The 25,672-nt window shown below is 41.5% G+C and carries 23 protein-coding genes; 16 read left to right on the top strand and 7 right to left on the bottom strand.

All coding sequences use genetic code 11. From position 1 onward, the window contains the following. Positions 1-104: 104 nt before the first annotated feature. The 10 genes from pfkA (at position 105) to ACFQ1G_RS03265 (ending at position 11,124) form a co-directional block, all read left to right on the top strand. Complete coding sequence (gene pfkA, locus ACFQ1G_RS03310; RefSeq protein WP_380736849.1) at positions 105-1,091, top strand: 6-phosphofructokinase; 987 nt, start codon at positions 105-107, stop codon at positions 1,089-1,091. 17 nt (positions 1,092-1,108) lie between these two features. After that, positions 1,109-2,110: a type I glyceraldehyde-3-phosphate dehydrogenase gene (gene gap / locus ACFQ1G_RS03305; RefSeq protein ID WP_380736848.1), complete on the top strand. Its 1,002-nt coding sequence runs from the start codon at positions 1,109-1,111 to the stop codon at positions 2,108-2,110. Between the two features lie 54 nt (positions 2,111-2,164). After that, positions 2,165-3,028, top strand: coding sequence for an N-acetylglucosamine kinase (locus ACFQ1G_RS03300; protein WP_380736847.1), 864 nt, complete (start codon positions 2,165-2,167; stop codon positions 3,026-3,028). A 47-nt stretch (positions 3,029-3,075) separates the two neighbouring features. Further along, entirely contained in the window at positions 3,076-4,614 is a 1,539-nt protein-coding gene (locus ACFQ1G_RS03295) for a YifB family Mg chelatase-like AAA ATPase (protein ID WP_380736846.1), read from the top strand. Between the two features lie 20 nt (positions 4,615-4,634). Then, entirely contained in the window at positions 4,635-5,789 is a 1,155-nt protein-coding gene (locus ACFQ1G_RS03290) for a DUF2891 domain-containing protein (RefSeq protein WP_380736845.1), read from the top strand. Continuing rightward, entirely contained in the window at positions 5,786-7,009 is a 1,224-nt protein-coding gene (locus ACFQ1G_RS03285) for an Nramp family divalent metal transporter (protein ID WP_380736844.1), read from the top strand. The genes ACFQ1G_RS03290 and ACFQ1G_RS03285 overlap by 4 nt, the downstream gene beginning before the upstream one ends. 12 nt (positions 7,010-7,021) lie before the next feature. Beyond that, positions 7,022-7,762, top strand: a complete 741-nt coding sequence (pxpA, locus tag ACFQ1G_RS03280) for a 5-oxoprolinase subunit PxpA (RefSeq protein WP_380736843.1) — start codon at positions 7,022-7,024, stop codon at positions 7,760-7,762. Next, positions 7,759-8,490, top strand: coding sequence for a 5-oxoprolinase subunit PxpB (gene pxpB, locus ACFQ1G_RS03275; protein WP_380736842.1), 732 nt, complete (start codon positions 7,759-7,761; stop codon positions 8,488-8,490). Before pxpA ends, pxpB begins: the two co-directional genes overlap by 4 nt. After that, positions 8,450-9,331: a 5-oxoprolinase subunit C family protein gene (locus tag ACFQ1G_RS03270; protein WP_380736841.1), complete on the top strand. Its 882-nt coding sequence runs from the start codon at positions 8,450-8,452 to the stop codon at positions 9,329-9,331. The genes pxpB and ACFQ1G_RS03270 overlap by 41 nt, the downstream gene beginning before the upstream one ends. Before the next feature lie 266 nt (positions 9,332-9,597). Further along, positions 9,598-11,124, top strand: a complete 1,527-nt coding sequence (locus ACFQ1G_RS03265) for a GNAT family N-acetyltransferase (protein WP_380738443.1) — start codon at positions 9,598-9,600, stop codon at positions 11,122-11,124. Here ACFQ1G_RS03265 and ACFQ1G_RS03260 read toward each other — a convergent pair. The 3 genes from ACFQ1G_RS03260 to panB all read right to left on the bottom strand — a co-directional run bounded on the left by ACFQ1G_RS03260 (position 11,121) and on the right by panB (position 14,592). Continuing rightward, positions 11,121-12,521, bottom strand: a complete 1,401-nt coding sequence (locus ACFQ1G_RS03260; RefSeq protein WP_380736840.1) for an aldehyde dehydrogenase — start codon at positions 12,519-12,521, stop codon at positions 11,121-11,123. The genes ACFQ1G_RS03265 and ACFQ1G_RS03260 overlap by 4 nt on opposite strands. A gap of 74 nt (positions 12,522-12,595) precedes the next feature. After that, positions 12,596-13,294: an RluA family pseudouridine synthase gene (locus tag ACFQ1G_RS03255; RefSeq protein ID WP_380736839.1), complete on the bottom strand. Its 699-nt coding sequence runs from the start codon at positions 13,292-13,294 to the stop codon at positions 12,596-12,598. 479 nt (positions 13,295-13,773) lie between these two features. Then, on the bottom strand, positions 13,774-14,592 hold the full coding sequence (gene panB / locus ACFQ1G_RS03250) for a 3-methyl-2-oxobutanoate hydroxymethyltransferase (protein WP_380736838.1): 819 nt from the start codon (positions 14,590-14,592) through the stop codon (positions 13,774-13,776). Positions 14,593-14,659: 67 nt separating this feature from the next. On the opposite strand from panB, the gene ACFQ1G_RS03245 reads away from it, so the two are divergent. Next, complete coding sequence (locus tag ACFQ1G_RS03245; protein WP_380736837.1) at positions 14,660-15,136, top strand: nuclear transport factor 2 family protein; 477 nt, start codon at positions 14,660-14,662, stop codon at positions 15,134-15,136. Between the two features lie 54 nt (positions 15,137-15,190). Here the strand turns inward: ACFQ1G_RS03245 and ACFQ1G_RS03240 are convergent, their stop codons facing one another. Next, a complete protein-coding gene (locus tag ACFQ1G_RS03240) occupies positions 15,191-16,615 on the bottom strand; it encodes an L-serine ammonia-lyase (RefSeq protein WP_380736836.1) in 1,425 nt (474 codons plus the stop codon). Positions 16,616-16,820: 205 nt separating this feature from the next. Here ACFQ1G_RS03240 and dnaK point away from each other — a divergent pair, with 205 nt between their 5' ends. Further along, on the top strand, positions 16,821-18,749 hold the full coding sequence (dnaK, locus tag ACFQ1G_RS03235) for a molecular chaperone DnaK (protein ID WP_380736835.1): 1,929 nt from the start codon (positions 16,821-16,823) through the stop codon (positions 18,747-18,749). Between the two features lie 364 nt (positions 18,750-19,113). Here dnaK and ACFQ1G_RS03230 read toward each other — a convergent pair whose 3' ends face one another. After that, on the bottom strand, positions 19,114-19,758 hold the full coding sequence (locus ACFQ1G_RS03230; protein WP_380736834.1) for an alpha/beta hydrolase: 645 nt from the start codon (positions 19,756-19,758) through the stop codon (positions 19,114-19,116). 48 nt (positions 19,759-19,806) lie between these two features. Between ACFQ1G_RS03230 and ACFQ1G_RS03225 the strand changes: the two genes are divergently transcribed. The 4 genes from ACFQ1G_RS03225 to ACFQ1G_RS03210 are packed head-to-tail and all read left to right on the top strand — an operon-like array spanning position 19,807 to position 24,050. Further along, the gene (locus tag ACFQ1G_RS03225) at positions 19,807-20,226 is read left to right on the top strand and encodes a PaaI family thioesterase (RefSeq protein ID WP_380736833.1); all 420 of its coding nucleotides are present in this window, start codon (positions 19,807-19,809) and stop codon (positions 20,224-20,226) included. Positions 20,227-20,228: 2 nt separating this feature from the next. Beyond that, entirely contained in the window at positions 20,229-21,374 is a 1,146-nt protein-coding gene (locus ACFQ1G_RS03220) for a chorismate-binding protein (RefSeq protein WP_380736832.1), read from the top strand. A gap of 54 nt (positions 21,375-21,428) precedes the next feature. Further along, complete coding sequence (gene menD, locus ACFQ1G_RS03215; protein ID WP_380736831.1) at positions 21,429-23,162, top strand: 2-succinyl-5-enolpyruvyl-6-hydroxy-3-cyclohexene-1-carboxylic-acid synthase; 1,734 nt, start codon at positions 21,429-21,431, stop codon at positions 23,160-23,162. 57 nt (positions 23,163-23,219) lie between these two features. Continuing rightward, entirely contained in the window at positions 23,220-24,050 is an 831-nt protein-coding gene (locus tag ACFQ1G_RS03210; RefSeq protein ID WP_380736830.1) for a CvfB family protein, read from the top strand. Here ACFQ1G_RS03210 and ACFQ1G_RS03205 read toward each other — a convergent pair. Beyond that, entirely contained in the window at positions 24,038-24,511 is a 474-nt protein-coding gene (locus ACFQ1G_RS03205; RefSeq protein WP_380736829.1) for a hypothetical protein, read from the bottom strand. The two genes, ACFQ1G_RS03210 and ACFQ1G_RS03205, sit on opposite strands and share 13 nt — an antisense overlap. 42 nt (positions 24,512-24,553) lie before the next feature. Further along, positions 24,554-25,666, bottom strand: coding sequence for a C1 family peptidase (locus tag ACFQ1G_RS03200; RefSeq protein ID WP_380736828.1), 1,113 nt, complete (start codon positions 25,664-25,666; stop codon positions 24,554-24,556). Positions 25,667-25,672 lie beyond the last annotated feature (6 nt).

Below are 25,672 nucleotides of genomic sequence, written 5' to 3'. Positions count from 1 at the left end.
AAAAATGCCCTAAAATTAGGGCATTTTTATTTTTTATTAACCGAAAACGTTTGAGTTTCAGGGCGAATTAGGTTATATTCTTAAATTCAAATAGCTTTACATACATGTTAGAAAAGATAAAAAAAATAGGTGTTTTAACTTCCGGTGGCGATGCTCCCGGAATGAATGCTGCCATTAGAGCAGTAGCTAGAAGCTGTGCTTATTATAACCTTGACTGTATAGGGGTTTACAGAGGATACCAGGGGCTTATCGAAGGTGATTTCGAGCTGCTTTCTGCCAGATCTGTTAGAAATGTAATCAACCGAGGAGGAACTTTCTTAAAGTCCGCTCGTTCACAGGAATTTCGCACTAAAGAAGGAAGAGCTAAGGCTCATGAAAATCTTTTAAAAGCCGAAATCGATGCACTCGTTGTAATTGGAGGAGATGGAACCTTTACCGGTGCTACCATCTTTCAGGATGAGTTTAATTTCCCTATCGTTGGGATTCCTGCTACAATAGACAATGATATCAATGGGACAGATTATACCATTGGTTATGATACCGCCTTGAATACTGTTGTAGAAGCTATTGATAAAATAAGGGATACAGCGAGTTCTCACAACAGGCTTTTCCTGGTTGAAGTGATGGGCCGCGATGCCGGGGATATCGCTTTGAATAGTGGAATTGGTGCAGGTGCAGAAGAAATTTTGATCCCAGAAGAGGACAAGGGTATTGAGCAAATGCTGTATTCGCTAGAGAGAAGCCGAAAATCTGGTAAAACCTCCAGTATAATCGTTGTTGCTGAAGGTGAGAAAAGCGGAAAGAATATTTTTGAACTTGCAGAATTCATAGGTGAAAACCTGGAAGGCTACGACATAAGAGTTTCTGTGTTGGGACACATGCAACGTGGAGGTGCTCCAAGTTGTTATGATCGTGTGCTTGCCAGTCGATTGGGAGTTGGAGCCGTAGAAGCCCTGATGAAAGGTGAGAGCAAAGTGATGGTTGGAATTTCCAATAGGAAGGTTACTTCAGTAGACTTCGAAGAAGCTATAAAAGGACAGCGAGAATTAGATAAAGAATTAAGAAGGGTGTTAAATATCACCACAGTGTAATAGTTAAAATTTGAATTATGAGTACTAAAATAGGAATAAATGGATTTGGTAGGATAGGAAGAATAGCTTTCAGAATTGCTGCCGAAAGAGAAGATGTAGAGGTTGTTGCGATTAATGACTTGCTTGATGTAGATCATTTGGCATATCTTTTAAAATATGATTCAGTTCATGGAACTTTTAAAGGTTCTGTAGAAATTGAAGGAGGAAACCTAGTTGTAAACGGTAAAACGGTTCGTATCACAGCCGAAAGAAACCCTGAAGACCTTAAGTGGGATGCGGTAGGAGCTGAGATCGTTATGGATTGTACCGGAATCTTTACAACAAAAGATACCGCTGCCAAACACCTTACAGCAGGTGCTAAAAAAGTGGTGATTTCTGCACCGTCAAAAGATGCGCCAATGTTCGTAATGGGAGTAAACCATAAAGATATTAAAGCAGAAGATACCATTGTATCAAATGCTTCATGTACTACCAACTGTCTTGCTCCACTTGCAAAGATTGTAGATGATGAATTTGGATTGGTGGAAGGACTTATGACTACCATTCACGCCACTACTGCTACACAAATGACTGTAGATGGTCCATCTAAAAAAGACTGGAGAGGTGGTAGAAGTGCCCTTTTAAATATTATTCCATCTTCAACAGGTGCGGCTAAAGCAGTTGGTAAAGTAATTCCAAAATTGGACGGAAAACTAACAGGTATGGCATTTAGGGTTCCTACTGCCGACGTATCTGTGGTTGACCTAACAGTAAGAACAGAGAAAGCTGCTTCTTACGAGGATATTAAAGCTGCATTTAAAAAAGCTTCTGAAGGTGCCTATAAAGGAGTACTTTCTTATACTGAAGATCAAGTAGTTTCTCAGGATTTCGTATCAAATTCTTACGTATGTAATTTTGATGCCGGAGCCGGAATTGCTCTTAACGACAATTTCTTTAAGCTGGTTGCTTGGTATGATAATGAATATGGCTATTCAGCTAAATTAGTAGAGTTGTCCACTTATGTGGCTTCACTTAAATAAAGAATTTTAAAACCCTGAATTATTTAATTCAGGGTTTTTCTTTAATTTTCAATTATGATAATAATTGCAGACGGAGGCTCTACCAAATGTGACTGGATCTTACTGGATTCGAAAGGAGAGCAGATACTCAAAACTAGAACAAAAGGATTAAATCCGGCGGTTTTTAAAACCGACGTACTTCAGCAACGACTGAATGAAAATGAAGAACTTAAAGGGGCTATAGAAAAGGTTGAACGTGTACATTTCTATGGTGCCGGTTGTGGAACTCCAAAACCAACCGCTAAGTTAAAAGATATCCTTGAAACGTATTTTGCCAGTGCTACTGAAGTACAGGTTAAAGAAGATATGGTAGCGGCAGCTTACGCCGTGACAGATAAACCCGGAATTGTTTGTATTCTAGGAACAGGTTCGAACAGTTGTTACTTTGATGGCAAGGACGTCAGGACAGCGGTAGATTCTCTTGGTTATATCCTAATGGATGAGGCTAGTGGGAATTACTTCGGAAAAAGGCTTATTCGCGACTACTATTACAAGAAAATGCCGAAGGTGATTGCTGAAAAATTTGAAAAAGAATACGATCTTTCTTCAGATACCATTAAGGAGAACATCTATAAAAACGATAACCCAAATACCTATCTGGCTCATTTCGCGGAATTCATTTTCAAGAATGAAAGGAATGGATATTTCTATCAGTTAATTGCTGAGGGAATGCAGAACTTTATAGAGCACAGGGTGTTATGTTTTAAAGAAGCGCAGAATGTGCCTATCCACTTTGTAGGATCTATTGCATATTTCTCTCAGGACATAATTAAAGATGCGTTACAACCGTTTTGGTTGGAGCCGGGAAACTTCGTACAACGTCCTATTGACGGAATACTGGAGTACTATCGTAAAAATGTGTTAAAGGTAAAGGCGTAAATTTCTTTGCATAAAATTTTACTACATTTAAAAAAACAAATTTTTAAATGCTGGTAAAAGTTTACGGAAGTGCTGTTTTCGGCGTGGAAGCCACTACCATTACGGTAGAGGTGAACGTAGACTCTGGCATTGGATACCACTTGGTAGGCCTTCCTGATAGTGCTGTGAAAGAAAGCAGTTTCAGGATTGCAGCGGCATTGAAAAATGTGGGCCGCAGCCTTCCCGGTAAAAAGATCACCGTGAACATGGCTCCGGCTGACCTTCGAAAAGAAGGTTCGGCTTATGACCTTACTTTTGCGATGGGGATTCTCATAGCTTCAGGTCAGATCAAAGCAGAAAAAATAGGCGAGTATATCATCATGGGAGAACTCTCCCTTGATGGTAGCCTCCAGCCTATAAAAGGAGCCCTGCCTATTGCCATTAAAGCCAAAAAAGAAGGTTTTAAAGGTTTTTTCCTTCCGAAGCAAAACGTAAAAGAAGCCGCCATTGTAAGTGGTCTGGACGTTTACGGTATTGAAAATATCGAAGAGATCATTGCGTTTTTTGACAGGGGAATTGAGCTGGAGAAAACAGTGATCGATACCCGTGAAGAATTCTACTCAGAACTTGAAAATCCAGAGCATGATTTTGCCGATGTAAAAGGTCAGGAATCGATCAAACGCTGTATGGAAATTGCCGCCGCAGGCGGGCACAATATAATTCTGATTGGTCCTCCCGGAGCGGGAAAGACCATGCTTGCAAAACGTCTTCCCAGTATTCTTCCACCCATGACTCTTCATGAGGCTTTGGAAACGACCAAGATCCATAGTGTAGTTGGAAGATTAAAAGAAAATGTAGGGCTTATGGCTCACAGGCCTTTTAGGAGTCCGCATCATACAATTTCAGATGTCGCATTGGTTGGCGGGGGAACCTATCCCCAACCCGGTGAAATTTCTTTATCTCATAACGGGGTTTTATTCCTTGATGAACTACCGGAGTTTAAACGCAGTGTTCTTGAGGTTATGAGACAACCTTTGGAGGACAGGGAAGTGACCATTTCCAGAGCAAAATTCACGGTAACCTATCCTTCCAGTTTTATGCTGGTGGCCAGTATGAACCCCAGCCCGAGTGGTTATTTTAATGAGCCCGGCGCACCCGTCACTTCATCACCCGGGGAAATGCAACGATATTTAAGCAAAATCAGCGGACCGTTACTGGATCGCATTGATATACATATTGAAGTTACTCCTGTTCCTTTTGAAAAACTGAGTGAAGAGAGAAAAGGGGAGAGCAGCGTGGATATAAGAAAACGTGTGACAGCGGCACGGGACAGGCAGACACAGAGATTTAAGGAAAATGACCATGTGCATTACAATGCTCAGATGAACGTGAGACAGATTAGAGAGTATTGTGATCTAGATAAAGAGTCCATGCACTTGCTGAAAACTGCCATGGAGCGACTAAACCTTTCGGCAAGAGCCTATGACCGGATCCTTAAAGTTTCCCGTACCATTGCCGACCTGGAAAATTCAGAAAAAATAAGCGGAGCCCATATCAGTGAAGCCATTCAGTACAGAAGTCTGGATAGGGAAGGCTGGTTGGGCTGAATTAAATAAAACCTACTTTAATGAAAAGAATTGTTTTTATACTGGCCACATTGGCCTTGATAAGTTGTAAAGGAAGTGACGAAGGTCCGGAAAAAAATATTGGGGCTGAAGAAGATTCTACTTTAATAGATGATGCGGTTTCAGTAATTGAAGGACAAAAGCCTGTTCAGCTGACCTTGAGTCAGGCAAATACCTTAGCTCAACTCCCGTTGGATTGTATCAATGTTGAATATCCTAATAAACTGAATCAAACTCTTTCCAGTGCACAGGAAATCTCTGAACCCAGCGAACTACATCCTGCTTTTTACGGGTGTTTTGACTGGCATTCTTCGGTTCACGCACACTGGACGCTAGTTAGTTTGATCAGACAGTTCCCCGACCTGGAGAAAGAGGAGGAAATTAGAAATAAACTTCAGGAATCTCTTTCCAAGGAGAATATACTTGCCGAAGTGAAATATTTTCAGAACCCCCAGGAAGGAACTTTTGAGCGTACTTATGGATGGGCCTGGGTGTTGAAGCTGGCAGAAGAGATCCATAACTGGGATGATCCTCTGGCACGGGAACTTGAAAATAACCTGGAGCCTTTAACAACCCTGATTACTCAAAAATTCAAAGAGTTTCTGCCTAAACTGGTATATCCTATCAGGGTAGGTGAGCATTCCAATACTGCATTCGCGATGGCTTTTGCTTATGATTATGCCAAGACAACTGAAAAGCAAGAACTGCAAAAAATGATCGAGACCCGTGCTAGGGAATTTTACCTTACAGATGATGACTGTCCATTGGCATGGGAACCTAGCGGTTTCGATTTTCTTTCTCCATGCTTTTCAGAAATTGATATTATGCGCAGGGTCCTTCCTGAAAACGCTTTCCGACTATGGATGGAAGATTTTATGCCACAATTGAAGAAAGAGGATTTCCTTCTTGAAGTTGCGGTAGTTTCAGACAGAACCGATGGTAAACTGGTGCATCTCGACGGACTCAATTTTAGTCGCGCATGGGCGCTCTATGGTCTTGCTAAACAATACCCTGAAAGATACGGCCACTTGAAAACCATTGCCAATCAGCATGTATCAAATTCCTTCCCGAATTTGGTAGGTGATTCCTACGAGGGCGGACACTGGCTTGGATCTTTCGCTGTATATGCTTTAAAAGAATCTAAGGTTAAAGAGTGAAAAAATGGTTTAAAAATGTAGGTCCCGGGGTGCTGGTTTCCGCGGCATTTATTGGGCCCGGTACGGTAACGGTCTGTACACTGGCCGGTGTTGAATTCAAATTTGCCTTATTGTGGGCGTTGTTATTATCTATTATCGCGTGTATGATTTTGCAGGAAATGGCTGCGCGTCTTGGTATTATAACAGGTCAGGGGTTAAGTGAGGTTATCAGAAACGAGATCAAAAACCCCATTTTCAGGACCTTATCCATTTTACTGATCTTTGCCGCTATAGTATTAGGCAATGCAGCTTATGAGGCTGGTAATATAACAGGCGCAGTTTTAGGGATGTCTGCGATCCTGCCTTCCTACATGATCGAATTCGGTGCGATTTCCATAAATTTGTGGAGCCTTTCAATTGGCCTGATTGCCTTCGGAATTCTCGCAATTGGTAATTATAAGGTTCTGGAGAAAATTTTTATAGGTCTGGTTGGAATAATGAGCTTTTCATTTGTGATCACGGCTATTATCGTGAAACCCGATCTTTTGGAACTGGTACGAGGATTATTCCTTCCGTCGCAAGGAAACGCTGGTATCCTAACGGTCATGGCGCTGATTGGAACCACTGTGGTGCCCTATAACCTCTTCTTACACGCTTCGCTGGTTAGTGAAAAATGGAAAGGAGTCACTGCTTTAAAAATTGCCCGGAAAGAGCTTTTTTGGGCCATCCTGTTAGGAGGTGTGGTATCCATGGCTATTGTGGTCACCGCGGCAGCCTCAGGGATCACCAATGTTTATAGCGCAGCCGACTTTGCTGAAGGCCTGGAACCTCTTTTTGGTAGCTTTGCAACCTGGTTCATTGCAATAGGCTTGTTCTCTGCCGGAATTTCTTCAGCAATTACCGCTCCTCTGGCTGCAGCATATGTTGTTCAGGGTTGTTTAGGATGGAAAAAAGGCTTACATTCAAGAAGGTTCAAATTGGTTTGGGCAAGTGTATTATTGCTAGGAATGTTCTTTTCCTCATTGGGTTTTAAACCGGTTGCGGTCATACAGTTTGCCCAGGTGGCAAACGGAATATTGTTACCGGTGGTAGCCATCTTCCTCTTCTGGGTCGTTAACAAAAACACCGTGATGGGAGAATACACCAATACGCTCAGACAGAATATGCTGGGATTAATAATTATAGGAATTACGGTATTCCTTGGTGCCAAATCAATATACTCGGTATTTCAAGGGTTTTAAAAATCGGTTTAAATGAAAAAGATTCATATCAACTGCGATCTTGGAGAAGGAGGGGAGTATGATAAGGAGCTCATGCCTCTTATTTCTGCCTGTAATATTGCTTGCGGAGGCCATGCCGGGACCATTGAGTCAATGCATCACACTGTAGATCTTGCCATGGAGCATAATGTCGAGATCGGTGCTCATCCTTCTTATCCAGATAAGGAGAACTTCGGAAGGATAAGTATGAAGATCGATCCAAAGGAACTTAAAAGGTCATTAATGGCACAAATTTTAAGTTTAAAACAGATCGCCGAAGCTGAAGGGGCAAACCTCCTGCATGTGAAGCCTCATGGTGCATTATATAATGATGCTCAAAAAGACGAAAAGATCGCCGCGATTATAATAGACACCATTCAGGAATTCGATGATCCTTTGATGTTGTATGCTCCGGAAAACTCTGTCATCGCACGTATGGCAGAAGGACAAATTCAGGTGATCTATGAGGCGTTTGCAGACCGAAATTATAACCCCGATCGCAGCCTTGTTTCAAGATTAAATTCGGAAGCTTTGATCACCCAAAAAGAAGCCGTTTTCAAACACCTTTTTTCCATGTTTCACGACCGTAAAATCACCTGTTTAAATGGTGAAAAAATAGATTGCCTGGCAACCACTTTTTGCCTTCACAGTGACACTCCAGATGCGGTTGATATCCTGAAATATCTTCATCAAAAATTCAGGGAACTCGATGTGAAAATTGCGCATAGTTCATGAAAGATTTTCCAAGGATAAGACAAATGGGTGGGCGGTCAATTTTGATTGAATTTGAACCTGCTATCAATGAAAATTTGCTGGAAAAATTACTGGCTCTCAAAAAAATAATCCAAAATTACTTACTTAAAGAAAAGGTTGAAGTCATAAACGCATATAATTCATTATTAATAAATTACAGTTCTGTAATAGAGGATGTCTATGGAGAGGTTTCGCGGTTAAAGAACCTGATTAATGAAGCGAATATACAGAATAAAATTGAAAGGAGTCTCTATCATATTCCCGTGTGTTATGATGATAAATTCGGACTTGATATGAACTTCCTTTCAGCTGAAAAAGATCTGTCAAAAACCGAGATAATTGACCTGCATTCCGAACCGATTTATACAGTTTATTTCATTGGATTTTTACCCGGCTTTTTATACCTGGGCGGACTGAATAAAAAGCTTCATTGTTCAAGAAAATATCAGCCCCGTTTATCGGTTGAAAAAGGTGCTGTGGGAATAGGTGAACAGCAGACCGGGATCTATCCAAAAAACAGTCCTGGCGGATGGCAAATTATAGGCAATTCTCCGGTGGCTCTTTTTGATAAAAATTCAATTCCTCCCTGTGAGATTTCCGCAGGTGATAAGATCAAATTTTATTCAATAGGTCTTAAGGAGCACCAGCAAATTTCTGAAGAGGTTCAAAATGGAACTTTCCAATTTAAAGCGGAAAGATATGATGGCTGAAATGGAAGTTCTGCATCCGGGGTTATTTTCCAGTATTCAGGATCTGGGTCGCTTTGGATTTATGGAGTACGGAGTTCCGGTTAGTGGAGCGATGGATAGTAATGCTTTCCGGGTTGCGAATCTTTTACTGAAAAATCCTAAGGATGCGGCTGTTCTGGAAATTACTCAAATGGGGCCGAGGCTGTCTTTTTCTGAAGAAACCCAAATAGCAGTAACCGGCGCTCATCTTTCTCCTGCCATAAATGGGCAACCTATAGAAAATAATAAAGCATATACTATTTTCAAGGATCAGATCCTGAGTTTTAGGAAAAGGATTTACGGCTGCAGGAGCTATCTCGCGGTCAAAGGGGGCTTTAGATCTGAAAAGGTGTTGAATAGCCGGAGTTGGTATGACGGATTGACCGGGTATTTAAAAATAGAAAAAGGGATGAAAATTCCGTATGAATCCGGGGGAGATAGTTTCCCTGATAATTACTCCGGAATAAAAACCCCAGACTACATAAACTCTAAATTTGTTGAAGCCTTCCAAGGGCCTGAATTCGAGAATCTTTCCGAAGCGCAGAGGAGGAGATTATTTAATGATGAATTTTCCCTGGACCAAAACAACAATCGTATGGGAATTCAATTCGGTGAAATCCTCGAGAATTCACTGGAGCCAATTTTGACAGGGCCGGTTCTGCCGGGAACAGTGCAGTTGACTCCTTCGGGAAAATTGATCGCTCTAATGAGAGATGGACAAACTACAGGGGGCTATCCAAGAATTCTTCAGTTATCAGAAAATGGTTTAAACACCTTAGCGCAGAAAGTGACGGGTGAAAAGATCAGGTTTGATCTCCTGTAAAAGGAGGGTGTCATCTTCTAAGACTCCAATTTAACCCTACACTAATTAAGTCCGCGAAGTAATTTGACACCCATTCCATTTAAGGAGTGCTAAAATAATGAATTCTAAAGTGTTTACGGTTTTTATGTTGTAAAATTTGTCTTACAGAGTTAAAAAAATTTAGAATTTTATTTAAAAGGGTTAAATAATTTCCAAACTGATTTTTACACTGTATTATTCATTTTAAAACAAGCATTTAAAGCAATATCTTCGTAAAAAAATTGACAGTGATAGATTCTGCAAAAATAGAGCTGCGCAACCTCAGCGTAAAGGATTATAAGGAATTGAAGATCTCCATGATAGAGAGTTATGCCACCCTGGCTAACGAATATTGGAGCGAGCAGGAGATCAAAAACCTGATAAAGAAATTCCCGGAAGGCCAGTTCTGTATTATCATTGATGAAAAGATCGCGGGTTGTGCCTTGTCTATCATCGTTGATTATGACAAGTACGATGACAATCACACCTATGAACAGATCACGGGTGGTGAAAATTTCTCGACGCACACTAAGAACGGAGATGTATTATACGGAATAGATGTTTTTATTCATCCCGAATACCGCGGAATGAGACTTGGGAGGAGATTATATGAGGCCCGAAAAGAACTTTGTGAGCAGCTGAATTTGAAATCTATCATTTTTGGAGGTAGAATACCTAACTATTCAAAATTTGCCGAAGAGCTTACTCCCAAGCAGTATATTGAGAAAGTAAAAGTTAAGGAAATACATGACCCTGTGCTTTCTTTCCAGCTTTCTAACGACTTCCACGTAAAAAAGGTGATCAAGGGGTATCTTGCCGGCGATTTCGCCAGTAAGGAGTTCGCGACCCTTATGGAGTGGAATAACATATACTATTCTAAACCTGACAAGCTCATATTTACCCCAAAGAAGGTGGTGAGACTTGGTTTAGTGCAGTGGCAAATGAGACTGTTTAAGAACTTTGACGCGCTGGTTTCGCAGCTGGAGTTCTTCGTTGACGCTGTGAGTGATTACCAGAGTGATTTCATCATGTTTCCAGAGCTCTTTAATGCCCCGTTAATGGCAGAATACAATCATTTAAATGAAGCCGAAGCCATCCGATCTCTGGCATCTTATACAGATAAACTACTGGAAACCTTTGTGGATTTTGCCATAACTTATAACATTAATATCATCACGGGAAGCATGCCTCAGAACATTGGAGAGCACATGTACAATGTGGGTTATTTATGCCGCAGGGATGGAAGTTATGAGCGTTATGAAAAATTGCATATCACTCCTGCCGAAGCTTCTGCCTGGGGAATGAAAGGAGGCTCCAAACTGAAAACCATGGATACCGACTGCGGAAAGATAGGGGTTCTAATATGTTATGATGTGGAATTCCCGGAAGTTTCCAGGATACTGGCAGACCAGGGAATGAATATCTTGTTCGTGCCATTTATGACCGATACTCAGAATGGATATTCCAGGGTTAGGTTGTGCGCACAGAGCAGGGCGGTCGAAAATGAGTGTTATGTCGCTATTGCCGGTTCAGTAGGAAACTTGCCAAAAGTGAACAACATGGATATTCAATATGCGCAAAGTGCGGTTTTCACCCCTTCAGATTTCGCTTTCCCTGTTAACGGAATTAAAGCCGAAGCTACCCCTAACACAGAAAGCACTTTATTGGTAGATGTAGACCTCGATCTATTGAAGGAACTCCACACCTTTGGAAGTGTGCGTAACCTTACTGATCGCAGAAAGGACCTGTATTCTTTGAAACTTAAGAAGGGCTAGAAATATTTCAAAAACCTTTTGATCAGGTTGACTTTATTTCCATAAGGAGCATATTTAAACGGGAGATCCAGCCAGGTACTTCGTTTACTTATGCTTTTTTTATGAGAGAACGTATCGAATGAATATTTACCGTGGTAAGCCCCAAATCCGCTGTTTCCTACGCCTCCAAAAGGTAGATTCTTGTTTGCGATATGAACCAGAACGTCATTTATGGTGCCGCCTCCAAAACTGAATTTTTGAAGGATCTCTTCTGAAAATCGTTTCTCTTCGGAAAAAATATACAACGAAAGCGGTTTAGGGTATTTATTAATGACCTCGCCAATTTCTTTTTCTGAAGTATATGAGATCACCGGTAGAATAGGCCCAAAGATCTCATCTTTCATCACTTCAGAATCCAGAGAAGGCTCGTCCAGTAGAGTAGGTGCTATGTACAGGGAGTCAGCATCTGAAGCGCCGCCGATAATACAGTTTTCGTTATCCAGTAAATTGACCAGGCGTTCGAAGTTCTTTTGGTTGACGATCCTTGCCAGGTCAGGAGAGGATTTAGGATGGTCACCGTAAGCAGATTTCAGTTCCTTTTTGACGGCAGAATAGAATTCTTCTTTTACTTCAGAATCAATCAAAAGGTAATCGGGGGCGATGCAGGTTTGTCCCGCATTGACAAATTTTCCCCAAACGATCCTTTTAGCTGCCAGGTCGATCTTTGCTGATTTGTGGACGAGACACGGACTTTTGCCGCCAAGTTCAAGGGTTGCCGGGGTAAGATGAGGCGCAATGGCTTTATTGACGATCCTGCCCACAGGAACGCTTCCGGTGAAAAAAACATAATCCCATTTGTGCTCCAGTAATTTCTGTGAAGCTGACGCTTCCCCTTGCACCACGCTTACCCATTCCGGAGAAAAGACTTCCGCGAAGATCTCTTGCACAATTTGAGAAGTGTAAGGAGAGTATTCACTTGGTTTGAGAACTACCGTGTTTCCGGCAGCAATAGCGCCTATAGCAGGAGAAACTTTTAACTGGAAAGGATAATTCCAGGGAGCCAGGATCAGGCAGTTGCCATAAGGTTCTGAATAGATGAAATCCCTGGATGGAAAATTAAGAAGCGTGCTTGAAACCTTTTTCGGTTGCGCCCACTTTTTAAGATTTTTGATGATGTACTTCAATTCACTAATAATGAACGAAGTTTCGGTAACTATGGTTTCAAATTCAGGTTTTCGAAAATCATTATGAAGTGCTGTGCAGATATCATCTTCTCTGCGTTCAATTACTTTCTTCAGCTGTTTTAATTTTTCGATCCTGACTGAAACATCACGTGTGCCTCCCGATTCAAAAAAGGCTTTTTGAAGGTCTATTATTTTTGGAATGTTATCTTCAGAAGGGGTAAAATCTGTGTTCATCAGGTTCAGAATATATAAACCCAAGTTACAATATTCTCAGGAAGATTTAGTCTCTGTATAATTTAAACCGGATTTCAGAAGCAGGCATCCCAAAGAGGATCTTTTGGGGGTGGGGCAACGATCTCCAGTTTTTCCTTTTTCACAGGGTGTATAAAGACCAATTTTCGAGCATGTAGGTGAATGCTTGCATCTTTATTGCTTCGGTCAAAACCATATTTCAGATCTCCTTTTATAGGACAACCGATAGATGACAGCTGACTTCTTATCTGGTGATGCCTTCCTGTATGTAGGTCGACTTCCAGGAGATAGTAATTGTTTAGGTGTTTTAAAAGGCGGTAGTCTAAAATGGCTTTTTTGGAGTCCGGAACTTCTTTAATGTGGGCGTAAGATTTGTTCTGCTTAGGGTTTCGTTTCATAAAATGAACCAGCTTATCTTCCTCCTTTGGAGGTGCATTTTTCACGATCGCCCAATAGGTCTTCTTAGCATCCTTTTCCTTGAAAAGTTTGTTTAGGCGGGGAAGGGCCTTGGAAGTTCTGGCAAAAACCACAATTCCGCTGGTAGGCCTGTCCAGGCGATGAACAACTCCCAGGTAAACATTTCCGGGTTTATTGTATTTTTCTTTTAGATACTCCTTTACTACCTCACTTAATGGCGTGTCCCCGGTTTTATCACCCTGTACAATATCTCCCGGTCGTTTATTGATTATGATCAGGTGATTGTCCTCATAAAGGACCTGCAGGTTTTGTGGAGTGGAAAGAATATTGTTAGCCAAAAATGTGTTTTTTATGAAGTTTTTGTGGAATATCCTACAAAAGGGTTGTTTTCTACCTCTAATGAACCCAAAACCTTTAAGAGTTCATGCCTGGAATCTTCGCTAATGAGTTCAGTATTTATACTGAGTTCCTTTGCTTCCGAAGTAAACAGTCTGATCTTCCCAGGAAAGGATTTGATTTGAATAATCTCATTAAGTAGAATTGACTTTTTCCTAAGATTATTTTTTGTCAAAACACCATTTTCCAAAGTTAAATACTGAAATTTTCTTTGGAAGAAATAAAGGGTAACCATAGTAAGGCCAAGCAGAAATTGAATCCCGTAAACTAAGTGATAGATTGAAAAACTTTCCGATTTTCTAAACAATTGAATTAAGCTGGCCAATAAAAAAGTGCCTCCTAATAGACCATTAAAGAGAAACTGTTTTTTTGAATACCTGATCTTCATACTATTTATTATTTCCGAACTCCAAACTCTTAACTAGTATTGTTCCTCGTCTGAAGGGAAATCCTTGCTTTTCACATCGCTTCGGTAACTCTCAAATGCTTTGGTCATATCAGAATAAAGATCCAGGTAGCGTCTTAAGAATCGTGGATTGAACTCATGGGTCATCCCAATCATATCATGAGTCACCAATACCTGACCGTCGACACCGTTTCCGGCACCTATTCCAATAACCGGAATGGTAAGGCTGTCTGCCACTTCTTTTGCCAGCTTAGCCGGCACCTTTTCCAGTACCAGGGCGAAGCATCCTGCTTTTTCAAGCATAAGCGCATCGGTTTTTAATTTTTCGGCTTCCGCTTCTTCCTTGGCACGAACCGTATAGGTTCCGAATTTATAGATAGACTGTGGAGTAAGTCCTAAATGTCCCATAACAGGAATTCCGGCGTTAAGAATCCTTTTTACAGAATCCTTGATCTCTTTTCCTCCTTCTAATTTTACTGCATGTCCGCCACTTTCTTTCATGATCCTGATGGCTGAACGCAAGGCTTCTTTAGGATCACTTTGATAACTTCCGAAGGGAAGATCAACCACCACAAGGGCTCGCTCAACCGCACGAATCACACTGGCCGCATGATAGATCATTTGATCAAGAGTAATTGGAAGGGTGGTTTCATGCCCGGCCATAACGTTACTGGCAGAATCACCTACCAAAATGACGTCTATACCCGCGCCGTCAACGATCTTGGCCATGGTATAATCATAGGCGGTTAACATAGCGATCTTTTCACCCTGAGATTTCATCTCTACAAGGGATTTAGTAGTGACGCGTTTGTATTGTTTCTTAGCGACTGACATGTAGGTTGATTTTAAATTCCCGTAAAAGTACTAAATTCGGCTTCTACATTCCAAAACTATCCAAAAAATGAAAAAAGCTATTGTATGCCTGTTCGCACTTTTCATGGGTTATTCCTCATTTGGACAGGAGGCTTCAGAAGGTTCAGAAATACAAAATGTCATAGAAACTTTTTTTGAAGGCTTTCATGCCAAGGATTCTATCATAATGAAATCTGTTCTGGCTGAAGGTGTTATAGTGCAAACTGTCGGAAAGTCAAAAAGTGGTGAAATCAAATTACATAATGAAGAGATCTCTGAAGTGCTGAAAAATATCGTCTCAATTCCTTCTGAAACTACTTTTAAAGAAGTAATTCACAGTTATGACATAAGGATCGACGGAGCAATGGCTAATGCCTGGACTCCTTATTCTTTTTTCCTGAATGACGGTTTTAGTCACTGTGGAGTAAACAACTTCCAGCTTTTTAAAAAGGATAATAAGTGGAAGATTATCTACCTGATTGATACCAGGAGGAGGGAAGGTTGTGAGGATATAGCCAAGAAGTAGCTCACCACCCCGTCCTTCGGACACCCCTCCTTAAAAGGAGGGGACCGGGGAGGTTTAACAGTCACTTAAACTCACTCTTACCGCAAGTCCGCCTTCTGAAGTTTCTTTATATTTAGAGTTCATATCCTTCGCAGTTTCCCACATAGTTTCTATTACCTTGTCTAACGGTACCTTCGCGTGAATGGAATCTGCGTCCATGGCCATTTCAGCAGCGTTGATGGCTTTTATGGCCCCCATGGAATTCCTTTCTATACAAGGAATCTGAACCAAACCGGCAATTGGATCGCAGGTTAATCCTAAATGATGTTCCATAGCGATCTCGGCAGCCATCATCACCTGTTCAGGTGTTCCACCCATTACTTCGGCTAAAGCCCCGGCTGCCATTGAGGAAGAAACTCCAATTTCGGCCTGGCATCCTCCCATCGCGGCAGAGATGGTCGCACCTTTTTTGAATAGACTGCCTATTTCTCCGGCAACCAAAAGGAATTGCTTGATTTTCTCGAAGCCGGCGTCGTGATTTTCAATAGTGAGGTAATACATAAGCACCGCGGGAATTACTCCGGCGCTACCATTTGTGGGAGCAGTTACAACTCTTCCCAAAGAAGCATTTACTTCATTGACTCCCAACGCGAAACAGCTTACCCATTTCAGGATGCTTCTGAACTTCACTTCGGTTTTGCGAATTACTTCGATCCATTCTTCCGGGGTTTCATATTTAAAATCTCCAATGAGCTTTTTATGAGAGTCAGGGGCTCTTCGGCGTACATTCAAACCTCCGGGCAGAGTGCCTTCAGTATGACAACCCAGGTACATGGACTCCAGCATTACATCCCAGACAGCTTTTAATCCGGCGTCTATTTCTGCTTCGGTGCGAAGAGATTTTTCGTTTTCATAAACGATCTCGGAGATCTTCTTATTTTCTTGTTTGCAGTAAGCGGAAAGATCTGTAGCTTTTATAATGGGGAAAGGGAATTCCTTGAACTTTGCAAGTTTCTTCTTCGCGTTCTTGCGTTCCTCCTTCACCACAAATCCGCCACCAATTGAATAAAAGGTAGAAGAAGTGGTCTTTCCGTTGGAAAGCCTGCCAACGAACTTCATTCCGTTTGGATGAAATGGAAGGAAATTCTTGTTAAAGACTATATCGTTTTCGAAGTCAAAATCAATAGAACGCTCGTTATTCAGGTTGAGACGCTTAAAGGTTTTGAGGTTATTTATCTCAGGATCAATGTTCTCAACGGGAATGGTAACGGGGTCATAACCCAGTAGGCCTAAGATCGTGGCAAGATCTGTAGCATGACCAATACCTGTAAGAGAAAGAGAGCCATAAAGGTGAATAGTGATCCCTTCGACCATATCGAATTTCCCTGATTCCTTTAGTTCCTTGATCCATCTTTCACCTGCTCGCCAGGGCCCTAAGGTGTGGGAGCTGGAAGGACCAACTCCTATTTTAAGCATGTCAAAAACGCTTATACTTTCCATTCCTCTAATTTAGCGCGCAAATGTAATAATACCTTAATATAATTCAGAATAAACTTCAAAGCAATTTTGTCGGGAGTTTTAAAGGAATAAGACAGCTTCCGAAGTAAAAATGACATCCTGTCATATAATTTCAGGTGGCATAATGATTGACTTTAAGTGGTTGATTAAAAATTTTTGAAAACAATAAATAACAACCTATAGAATTATGAGTAAAATTATCGGAATCGACTTAGGTACTACCAACTCGTGCGTTGCCGTAATGGAGGGGAACGAACCAACGGTAATTCCTAACGCCGAAGGAAAAAGAACTACTCCTTCTGTAATTGCATTTGTAGAAGGAGGCGAGATAAAAGTAGGGGATCCTGCGAAACGTCAGGCAGTAACCAACCCGGAGAAAACCATTGCTTCTATTAAACGATTCATGGGGAATAAATATTCTGAGTCTTCAAAAGAGGCAGGAAGAGTTCCTTATAAAGTAGTAAAAGGAGATAACGACACTCCACGTGTTCAGGTTGACGGACGTATGTACACTCCTCAGGAGCTTTCTGCTATGATCCTTCAGAAAATGAAGAAGACTGCAGAAGATTATCTTGGACAGGATGTAACTGAAGCCGTTATTACCGTACCAGCATATTTCAATGACTCTCAGCGTCAGGCTACAAAAGAAGCCGGTGAGATCTCAGGACTTAAAGTAAGAAGAATTATCAATGAGCCGACTGCTGCAGCTTTGGCTTATGGTTTAGATAAAAAATCACAAGACCAAAAGATCGCAGTTTATGACCTTGGTGGTGGTACTTTTGACATCTCTATCCTTGAATTAGGAGACGGAGTTTTTGAAGTACTTTCTACAAATGGTGATACCCACCTGGGTGGTGATGATTTTGATGAGGTGATCATTGACTGGTTGGCTGATACTTTCCAAAAAGCAGAAGATATCGATCTTAGAAAAGATCCTATGGCACTTCAGCGCTTGAAGGAAGCTGCTGAAAAAGCGAAGATCGAGCTTTCGTCTTCTTCTCAAACTGAGATCAACTTGCCATATGTGACCGCTACAGCAAGCGGACCTAAACACTTGGTAGAGACTCTTACAAGATCTAAATTCGAGCAATTGGCCGATACGTTGGTTAAGCGTTCTATGGATCCTGTTCAAAAAGCGCTTAGCGATGCAGGTCTTTCAAAAAGTGATATTGACGAGGTAATTCTTGTTGGTGGATCAACTCGTATGCCTAAGATCCAGGAAGAAGTTGAAAAATTCTTCGGAAAGAAACCTTCTAAAGGAGTAAACCCAGATGAGGTTGTAGCGATTGGTGCAGCTATCCAGGGTGGTGTATTGACAGGAGACGTGAAAGATGTATTGCTTCTTGATGTTACTCCACTTTCTCTTGGTATTGAAACTATGGGAGGTGTAATGACCAAGTTGATCGAGTCGAACACGACCATTCCAACTAAGAAATCACAGGTATTCTCTACTGCGGCCGATAATCAGCCATCTGTTGAGATCCATGTGTTACAGGGAGAGCGTCCAATGGCAACCGATAACAAGACTATTGGTAGATTCCACTTAGATGGTATTCCACCGGCGCCAAGAGGAACACCTCAAATTGAAGTAACTTTTGATATTGATGCCAACGGTATCATCAAAGTAAGCGCTACCGATAAAGCTACCGGTAAATCTCAGGATATTCGTATCGAAGCATCTTCAGGATTGACTGAAGAAGAGATCCAAAAGATGAAGCAGGAAGCCGAAGCGAATGCTGAAACCGATAAGAAAGCCAAAGAAAAAGTAGATAAGCTTAATGAGGCTGATGCTATGATCTTCCAGACTGAAAAGCAACTGAAAGAATTTGGTGATAAACTTTCTGATGACAAGAAGAAGCCAATCGAAGATGCTTTGGAAGAGTTGAAGAAAGCTTATGAAACTAAAGAAGTAGATACTATTCAGCCTGCATTAGACAAGATCAATGAGGCATGGAAAGTAGCTTCAGAAGAAATGTACAAAGCACAAGCCGAAGCTCAGGGTGGTGCCCAGCAGGGTGCAACCGGAGCTGAGGGAGGACCTGCAGGCGGAGAAGCCGGTGGTGAATCTAAGCAAGGTGATGATGTTGAAGACGTTGACTTCGAAGAAGTGAAGTAAACTCTCTTCCTTATATACTAAAAGCGTGGTTCTTTCACAGAGCCACGCTTTTTTATTTGGTGTTGATCTTAGCTGAAGTTTTAAGTTGAAGCGAGTTTCCTGCTTTTTAAAATAGAGGATTAAGTGTACCCCGGACACCTACTTCCACATCTTTATACAGATGTAAGCTCCCACTAGAATAATAGCTATTCCTACGGTTATAAAAATTTGATAAATGATCAAAATGCTGTGGTTAAGAAGGCTATATGTCACCAAACATAGACCATTGCGATATTCCTTGATGACGCAATAGACACGTATTTTAAAACTATTGCTTATTTCTTTAGGGAAAATTTCAGAAAATCAAAGAGTTAGGGATCTACTTTCAGGACTCCTCAGAAAGTTTAGAGATCATTTCCTTATTTACTTCATGTCCGCCGTCAAAGGGCATGAATTTTAAATTCTTCGGAAATAATTCCCGGATCCTATTTTCTTCCGACTCCAGGAATTCACGGTTCACGAATGGGTCTTCTGTGCCGTAAATAAATCTGACCTTAGTATTTTCCAGAAAAGTGAAATCTTGAGGAGTTAATTCATTCGGAAGTCTTCCGGAATTAAAGATCATTTGTGAACACTGGATCTTTCGCCTGGCGACCCAACGGGATACTACAGAAACTCCCTGGGAATATCCAAAAAGGATAAGATTAGGTGCATTTTCAAGATCCTCTTCTTTGTATAATTCGTCAAGGTAAGCCAGCACATTCTCTATTTCCATCTCGGTGTTTTCCCGGGTTGCCCATGAAGCTCCAACATGTTCATATTTTCCATTGAGATAATATTTCGAAGGGGCCTGAGGCGCAATTATGTAATTCTCCTGCTGGTTCAGATGCCTGAAGTATTTCAGGAAATATTTGCTTAGGTATCCAATACCGTGGAATACCGCCCAAACGTTTTTCGTTTTGTCACTATAAGTGTTGAGCGTGCTGTAAGTATTGGTGGCTTTGTAAGAAACCTCTTTTTCGTTGATCATAATTCCTGACTGGTTTTGTACTTTTACAAAGTAACCAATCTAAATGCTATGACCAAAGAGGAAATTCACGCGCTTTTGAAAAAGATATGCAAAAACACCCTCATGGAAACCCTTGATATTGAAGTTTCTGAAGTAGGGGATGATTACCTGATCGCTAAAATGCCCGTGACTCCCAAAGTTCATCAGCCCGACGGAGTGCTACATGGCGGGGCGACTGTTGCCCTGGCTGAGACTGTAGGTAGCATGGCCAGCTTTATTTTTCTAAATACAGATGAGTTTTACGTCCGCGGCATTGAGATAACGGCCAATCATTTAAAAAGTATTTCTGAAGGTTTTGTTTTTGCGAAAGCTACTTATCTCCATAAAGGAAGAACCACGCAACTATGGGATATTCGCATTACAGATGAAGCTGATAATCTGATATCTGTGGTGAAATTAACCACCATTACCTTACCTAAAAAGAAATAAGCATGACCGAAGGATCAATTTTTGACATACTTCGGAAGCAGTACGATAATAAATTACCTTTTGTCGCTTACAGAAAGCCAGATGAGCAGAAAGGAACTGTCTTTTTGCAGGACTCATCCGAACTATTTACTTCTGAAGACTTCTTAGAAAGCGGATTTATTTTCGCTCCTTTTGACGATCGAAGACAGGTTATCCTTATTCCGGAAGATGCTGCTCAAAAACACATTTTTGATACCAATGTTGTAGAAACTTCCGCGTCTTCGGCTGAAGGGAAAACGCTTTTAAACCATTCTTCCGAAGCTACAAAGGAGCAACATGTTGCTCTGGTCAAAAAAGGGCTGGAAAAATTGACTTCCGGGGAACTTGACAAAGTGGTGCTTTCAAGAAAGGAACAGATTACTCTGGAAAATACAGATCCGGTAAGTCTTTTTAGAGAACTTCTGCAGAATTATCCAACCGCTTTCGTATATCTCTGGTACCATCCTAAAGTCGGTTGCTGGCTGGCTGCTACCCCTGAAACTCTTTTGAAGGTAGAAGGGAACAGTTTTAAAACCATGGCTTTGGCGGGCACCCAAAAATTTAATGGAAGTACCGATGTAATTTGGGGCGAAAAAGAAAAACAGGAACAACTATTTGTAACCGATTCGATCCTGGAAAATCTGGAAAGAGTAGGTGTCCCTTCGAGCGGAATAAAGAAGTCAAATGTTTATACTGCTAAAGCAGGCAGCCTTTTACACCTTAGAACAGATATTTCGGGAAGGTTGCATGACCCTAAAGCAGGTTTGAAAAATATCATTTCGGCTTTGCATCCAACCCCTGCTGTTTGCGGGCTTCCGAAGGAAAAGGCGAAGGAATTCATACTTTCTGAAGAAGGTTATGACCGGGAATTCTATACGGGATTTTTAGGAGAACTTAATCTTCAGAAAAATATACAGCGCTCCCGTAATACCCGTAATGTTGAAAATCTCGCGTATCGTACCGTCAAACATGAAAGCGCCTTATTTGTCAACTTGCGATGCATGAAACTGGAGGTGGATCACGCGAATATTTTTGTGGGTGGCGGCATTACCAAAGATTCAAATCCTGAAGCTGAGTGGGAGGAGACGGTCAATAAAGCGCAGACCATGAAAAAAGTGCTTTTTAAATAAGCTTGCAAGTCTTCGGGAAATTGTAAATTTGGTTGACATTTAAATCTTACACTTTTGAAATACCCCAAAATACCGGTTGCCCGTTCCATCGTCGCTCTTTGTGAGGCAAAAGGCATTCACCATGTGGTGATCTCACCGGGTTCCAGAAATGCGCCGCTTACCAATGGGTTCGCCCATAATCCAACCATACATACCTACAGCGTCGTTGATGAACGTTGTGCTGCCTTTGTCGCTCTGGGAATGGCCCAGCAATTGAAAAAGCCGGTCGCGGTAGTTTGTACTTCCGGGTCTGCTTTGCTGAACTACTATCCGGCGGTTGCCGAAGCTTTTTACAGTGATATTCCTTTAGTGGTGATCTCAGCCGACAGGCCTGTGGAACGTATTGATATTGGTGACGGACAAACAATTCGACAAAAGAACGTTTTTGAGAACCACATTTTATACTCGGCCAATCTTCATTCTGAATTGGTATTGGAAAATGAAGCGATCGATAAAAAGTTACAGCAGAAGCAATTTGAATCTCAGAAACATAACGAGCGGGAAATAAACCTGGCGCTCAATAATGCCATCGAAGGAAAAGGACCGGTGCATATCAATGTTCCCTTTTACGAACCGCTTTATGACCTGGTGGAAGATGTGGAGGTGAATCCTATCCAGATCCTGCCCGAGATCAAAGAGCGCACCTATTCCGGAAACCAGTTAAAAGCATACGCGGATCTTTGGAATAAGGCGAAAAAGAAAATGATCATAATCGGGGTTGCTCAGCCAAATGCTGTAGAACAGCAATTCCTTGATGAATTGGCGAATGATGACTCGGTAATCGTGTTTACTGAAACTACCTCGAATGTACACCAGCCCGGGTTTTTCACCCGTATTGATACGGTGATAGGGCCTATCGAAAAAGACGAGAATAAAGAGGAAATGTTTAAGGCCTTACAACCTGATATTCTGTTAACCTTCGGAGGGATGATCGTTTCAAAAAAGGTCAAGGCTTTCCTTAGAAATTACCAGCCTAAACAGCACTGGCACATAGATTCTAAAAAGGCATACAACACCTTCTTTTGTCTTAATAAACATTTCGAAACCACGCCCGATTCTTTCTTCGGAAATTTTCTTCCGTTAACGGAAAAAATCGAAAGCGATTATTCCTCTTTTTGGCAAGCCATAAGAAGTAAAAGGCAGGTGCGCCATGATGAATATATGGATGCGATCCCTTATTCAGATCTAAAAGCCATGCAGGCCATCGTTCCAAGAATGCCCGAAAATCACATTTTACACCTGGCAAACAGTTCGACCATCAGGTATGCCCAGCTTTTCAAATGGAAGGAGAGCCTAAAGATCTATTGTAACCGGGGAACCAGCGGAATTGATGGCAGTATCTCAACTTCGGTTGGAGCGGCCATAGTAGGCGAGGAGCCCGTGCTCATGATAAGCGGAGACCTAAGTTTCTTCTATGACAGTAATGCCTTGTGGAACAACTATATTCCCAAGAATTTCAGGATCATCATCATGAACAACCAGGGAGGTGGTATTTTCAGGATACTACCGGGAGATAAGAATTCGGAGACTTTTGACACTTATTTTGAAACCGTCCACCAGCTTAATGCAAAACCCGTTTGTGAGCTCTACGGATTTGAATATGCCGCCGCAAATTCTTCCGAAGAAATAGAGAAAGAGCTGAATGGCTTTTTTGATGCTTCAGATAAACCGAAGGTGCTGGAGATCTTCACGCCACGAAAAGTGAACGATGAGGTTCTGCTGGAGTATTTTAGCTTTATGAAGGATTGAAGACTTCCGAAGAAAAGCCATGAAAAATAAAGTATCTTTGCAGCCTAAATAAAGATTATGCTTACAATTGGTGAATACCATATTTTAAAGATCGACAGAGATACAGAACCGGGATTATTCCTGAAGAATACCGACGGGGATGAAGTGCTCTTGCCGAATAAATACAAACCTGAAACTTTTGAACTCGAAGATGAGATCGAGGTTTTCGTGTACCTTGACCACGAGGAAAGACCGGTTGCAACGACCTTAAGGCCGTTCATTAAGCTGGATGAATTCGGGTTCCTGAAATGTGTTGAAGTTTCAGACATAGGCGCCTTTCTTGACTGGGGCCTTGAAAAACACCTTTTTGTGCCCTTTAAGGAGCAGGTGACCAAAATGAGAAAAGGAGACCGTTACCTGGTTTTCTGTTATTTGGATGAACTTACCGGCAGACTTGTTGCTTCGAGTAAGACCAATGCCTTTCTTGATAACTCTGAACTTACCGTAGAACCTTTCGAAGAGGTGGATATCATCATTAGTAATCCTACGGAATTAGGCTGGAATGTGATCGTGAATCAATTGCACCAGGGTCTTATCTATAAAGATGATGTTTTTCAGAAATTGCACACCGGTGATAAGATGAAAGCCTATATCAAAAAGACCCGACCTGACGGGAAGATCGATATAACACTGCAAAGACCGGGTTACCGCAGTATAGAACCGAATGCACAGGAGATCCTGACAGCTTTGGAATTGAAAGGAGGATTTATAGCCCTGACCGATAAGTCTTCCCCGGAAGAGATCCAGTCACAGTTACAAATGAGTAAAAAGAGCTTTAAAAGAGCTTTAGGGAATCTTTACAAGCAACGCCAGGTTGATATAAAAGATAATGGGATTTACCTTAAGTAAGGATCCTGAACGGGAGTTGTATAACTCCTTCCAGTAAAGGGTGAATAATGCCCATGAAATAATCCGGTCCGCATTTCTTTGTAGGCCGGATTTTTTGTTTTTCCTGTGTAGATATCATAGTTGGAGCCTCGGTCATGAAACCTGACCTCATTAGAGAACTGGATGACTCCTGTTTCAAATTTTCCCAACCGTGGAGCCGGGTTTTCCAGCTCTATGTAAGCGCTTTCCCGCTCGTAGCGCTCACGCTCCATAACTGCCATCATATTTACTTCCCTTTTTTCGTTCTTTTTAAAATTCACTTCCATTAAAGTGAATTTTGAGGCAGGGACTTTTTCGGAAAGAAAGGAGAGGCTGGGCGTTACTTCACGCTTCCCGATATAAAACCCTTCTTCCGAAGAAAATTCCTGGGAGTAACCTGTCAGGCTGCAGAAAAGTAAGCTTAGGAAGAAGAGTTTTTTCATAATTTGATTTTTAAAATAGGTTTCAAAAACCGTACAAAACTATTAAAGCGACAGATTTTGAGCGATGTTTTCAGGAACTGCCTCCTTGTGTACCATGATAGAAATAGCTTTTAACTTTAAATAAGGCTCGCTCATGTAAACGAAACCTTCATTTCCGTGGTTAGAAGTACCCCAGGAATTCTTCACTTTGTAATATTTATTGCCTTTTTGATCTTTTACGATCCCGGTGATATGCATCAGGTGATCATCTGTAGTGCTGTAATTCTGAAATTCCTGAAGTCTGAGTTCAGGGGTGATCTCCTTTTCTGGCTTAATACTTTTTAAAGCGGACTTTGCGTCGGAAGGATTTGCCGGAATGACAGCTACTCCCGCTTTCCCTGAAAAGGTGTCCTCGCTCACATCTACATCCAGTTCTACAGAATAACCATCTTCTAATGCATAATCGATGGTCGCCATGAAATCTTCTAGCGGGACATTGTAGAAACTTCCGTTAGAGAAATTATCTGGGATGTTTAAAATGAACTGAGAATAATCTGGCTGATCTTTAAAGGAAGTAATTGTGACATAATCTTTCGGATCAATTCCGGTCATTTCAAGGAAACTTTGAGGCGTATATGTTTTTCCTTCGTAAGTGAATTCGTTAACCGGAGCACCTAAATAAACATCCAGAACTGCATTTACAGCATCTTTCCAATCGGCTGATAATTGCCCTGAAGGTTGATCGATATAGGTGTTCAGCATAGAAGTTAGTACCGCTACCATTTCAGCATGGTTGTGCATGTCTTCCCCTTGATCCAACCCCGAATAAACCGATTGTGGCACGAGTCCGTTTTTAGCAACCGAATTCATTACGTCATGTGCAAGTCCGCCTTCACTGAACTGGGCTTTCCCTTGTCGCATCACATAATTTTCAGCTTTAACAGGATACGTGTGGCGCACATTATACATTTCAGAAAGGTCAATTTGTTTGCCTGTTTCCCGTAAGATCTCAGATTCCAGGAAAGATGAAGTTGAGAAACTCCAGCAGGTTCCGGTTCTTCCCTGGCTGATCACCGGGGTGTATTCAACATCTGTAACGGTTTCAAATTTGTATTCCTGAGCCTGGGTGAAATTGGCGGCAAGTAAGATCCCGAAGGAAATCAAGTATTTTTTCATGGTCAT

It is taken from the genome of Salinimicrobium gaetbulicola, assembly GCF_042676025.1.
Classification (GTDB): domain Bacteria; phylum Bacteroidota; class Bacteroidia; order Flavobacteriales; family Flavobacteriaceae; genus Salinimicrobium; species Salinimicrobium gaetbulicola.
The sequence above is the reverse complement of the archived record's forward strand: the minus strand, read 5'-3'. Positions and strand labels throughout refer to the sequence as shown.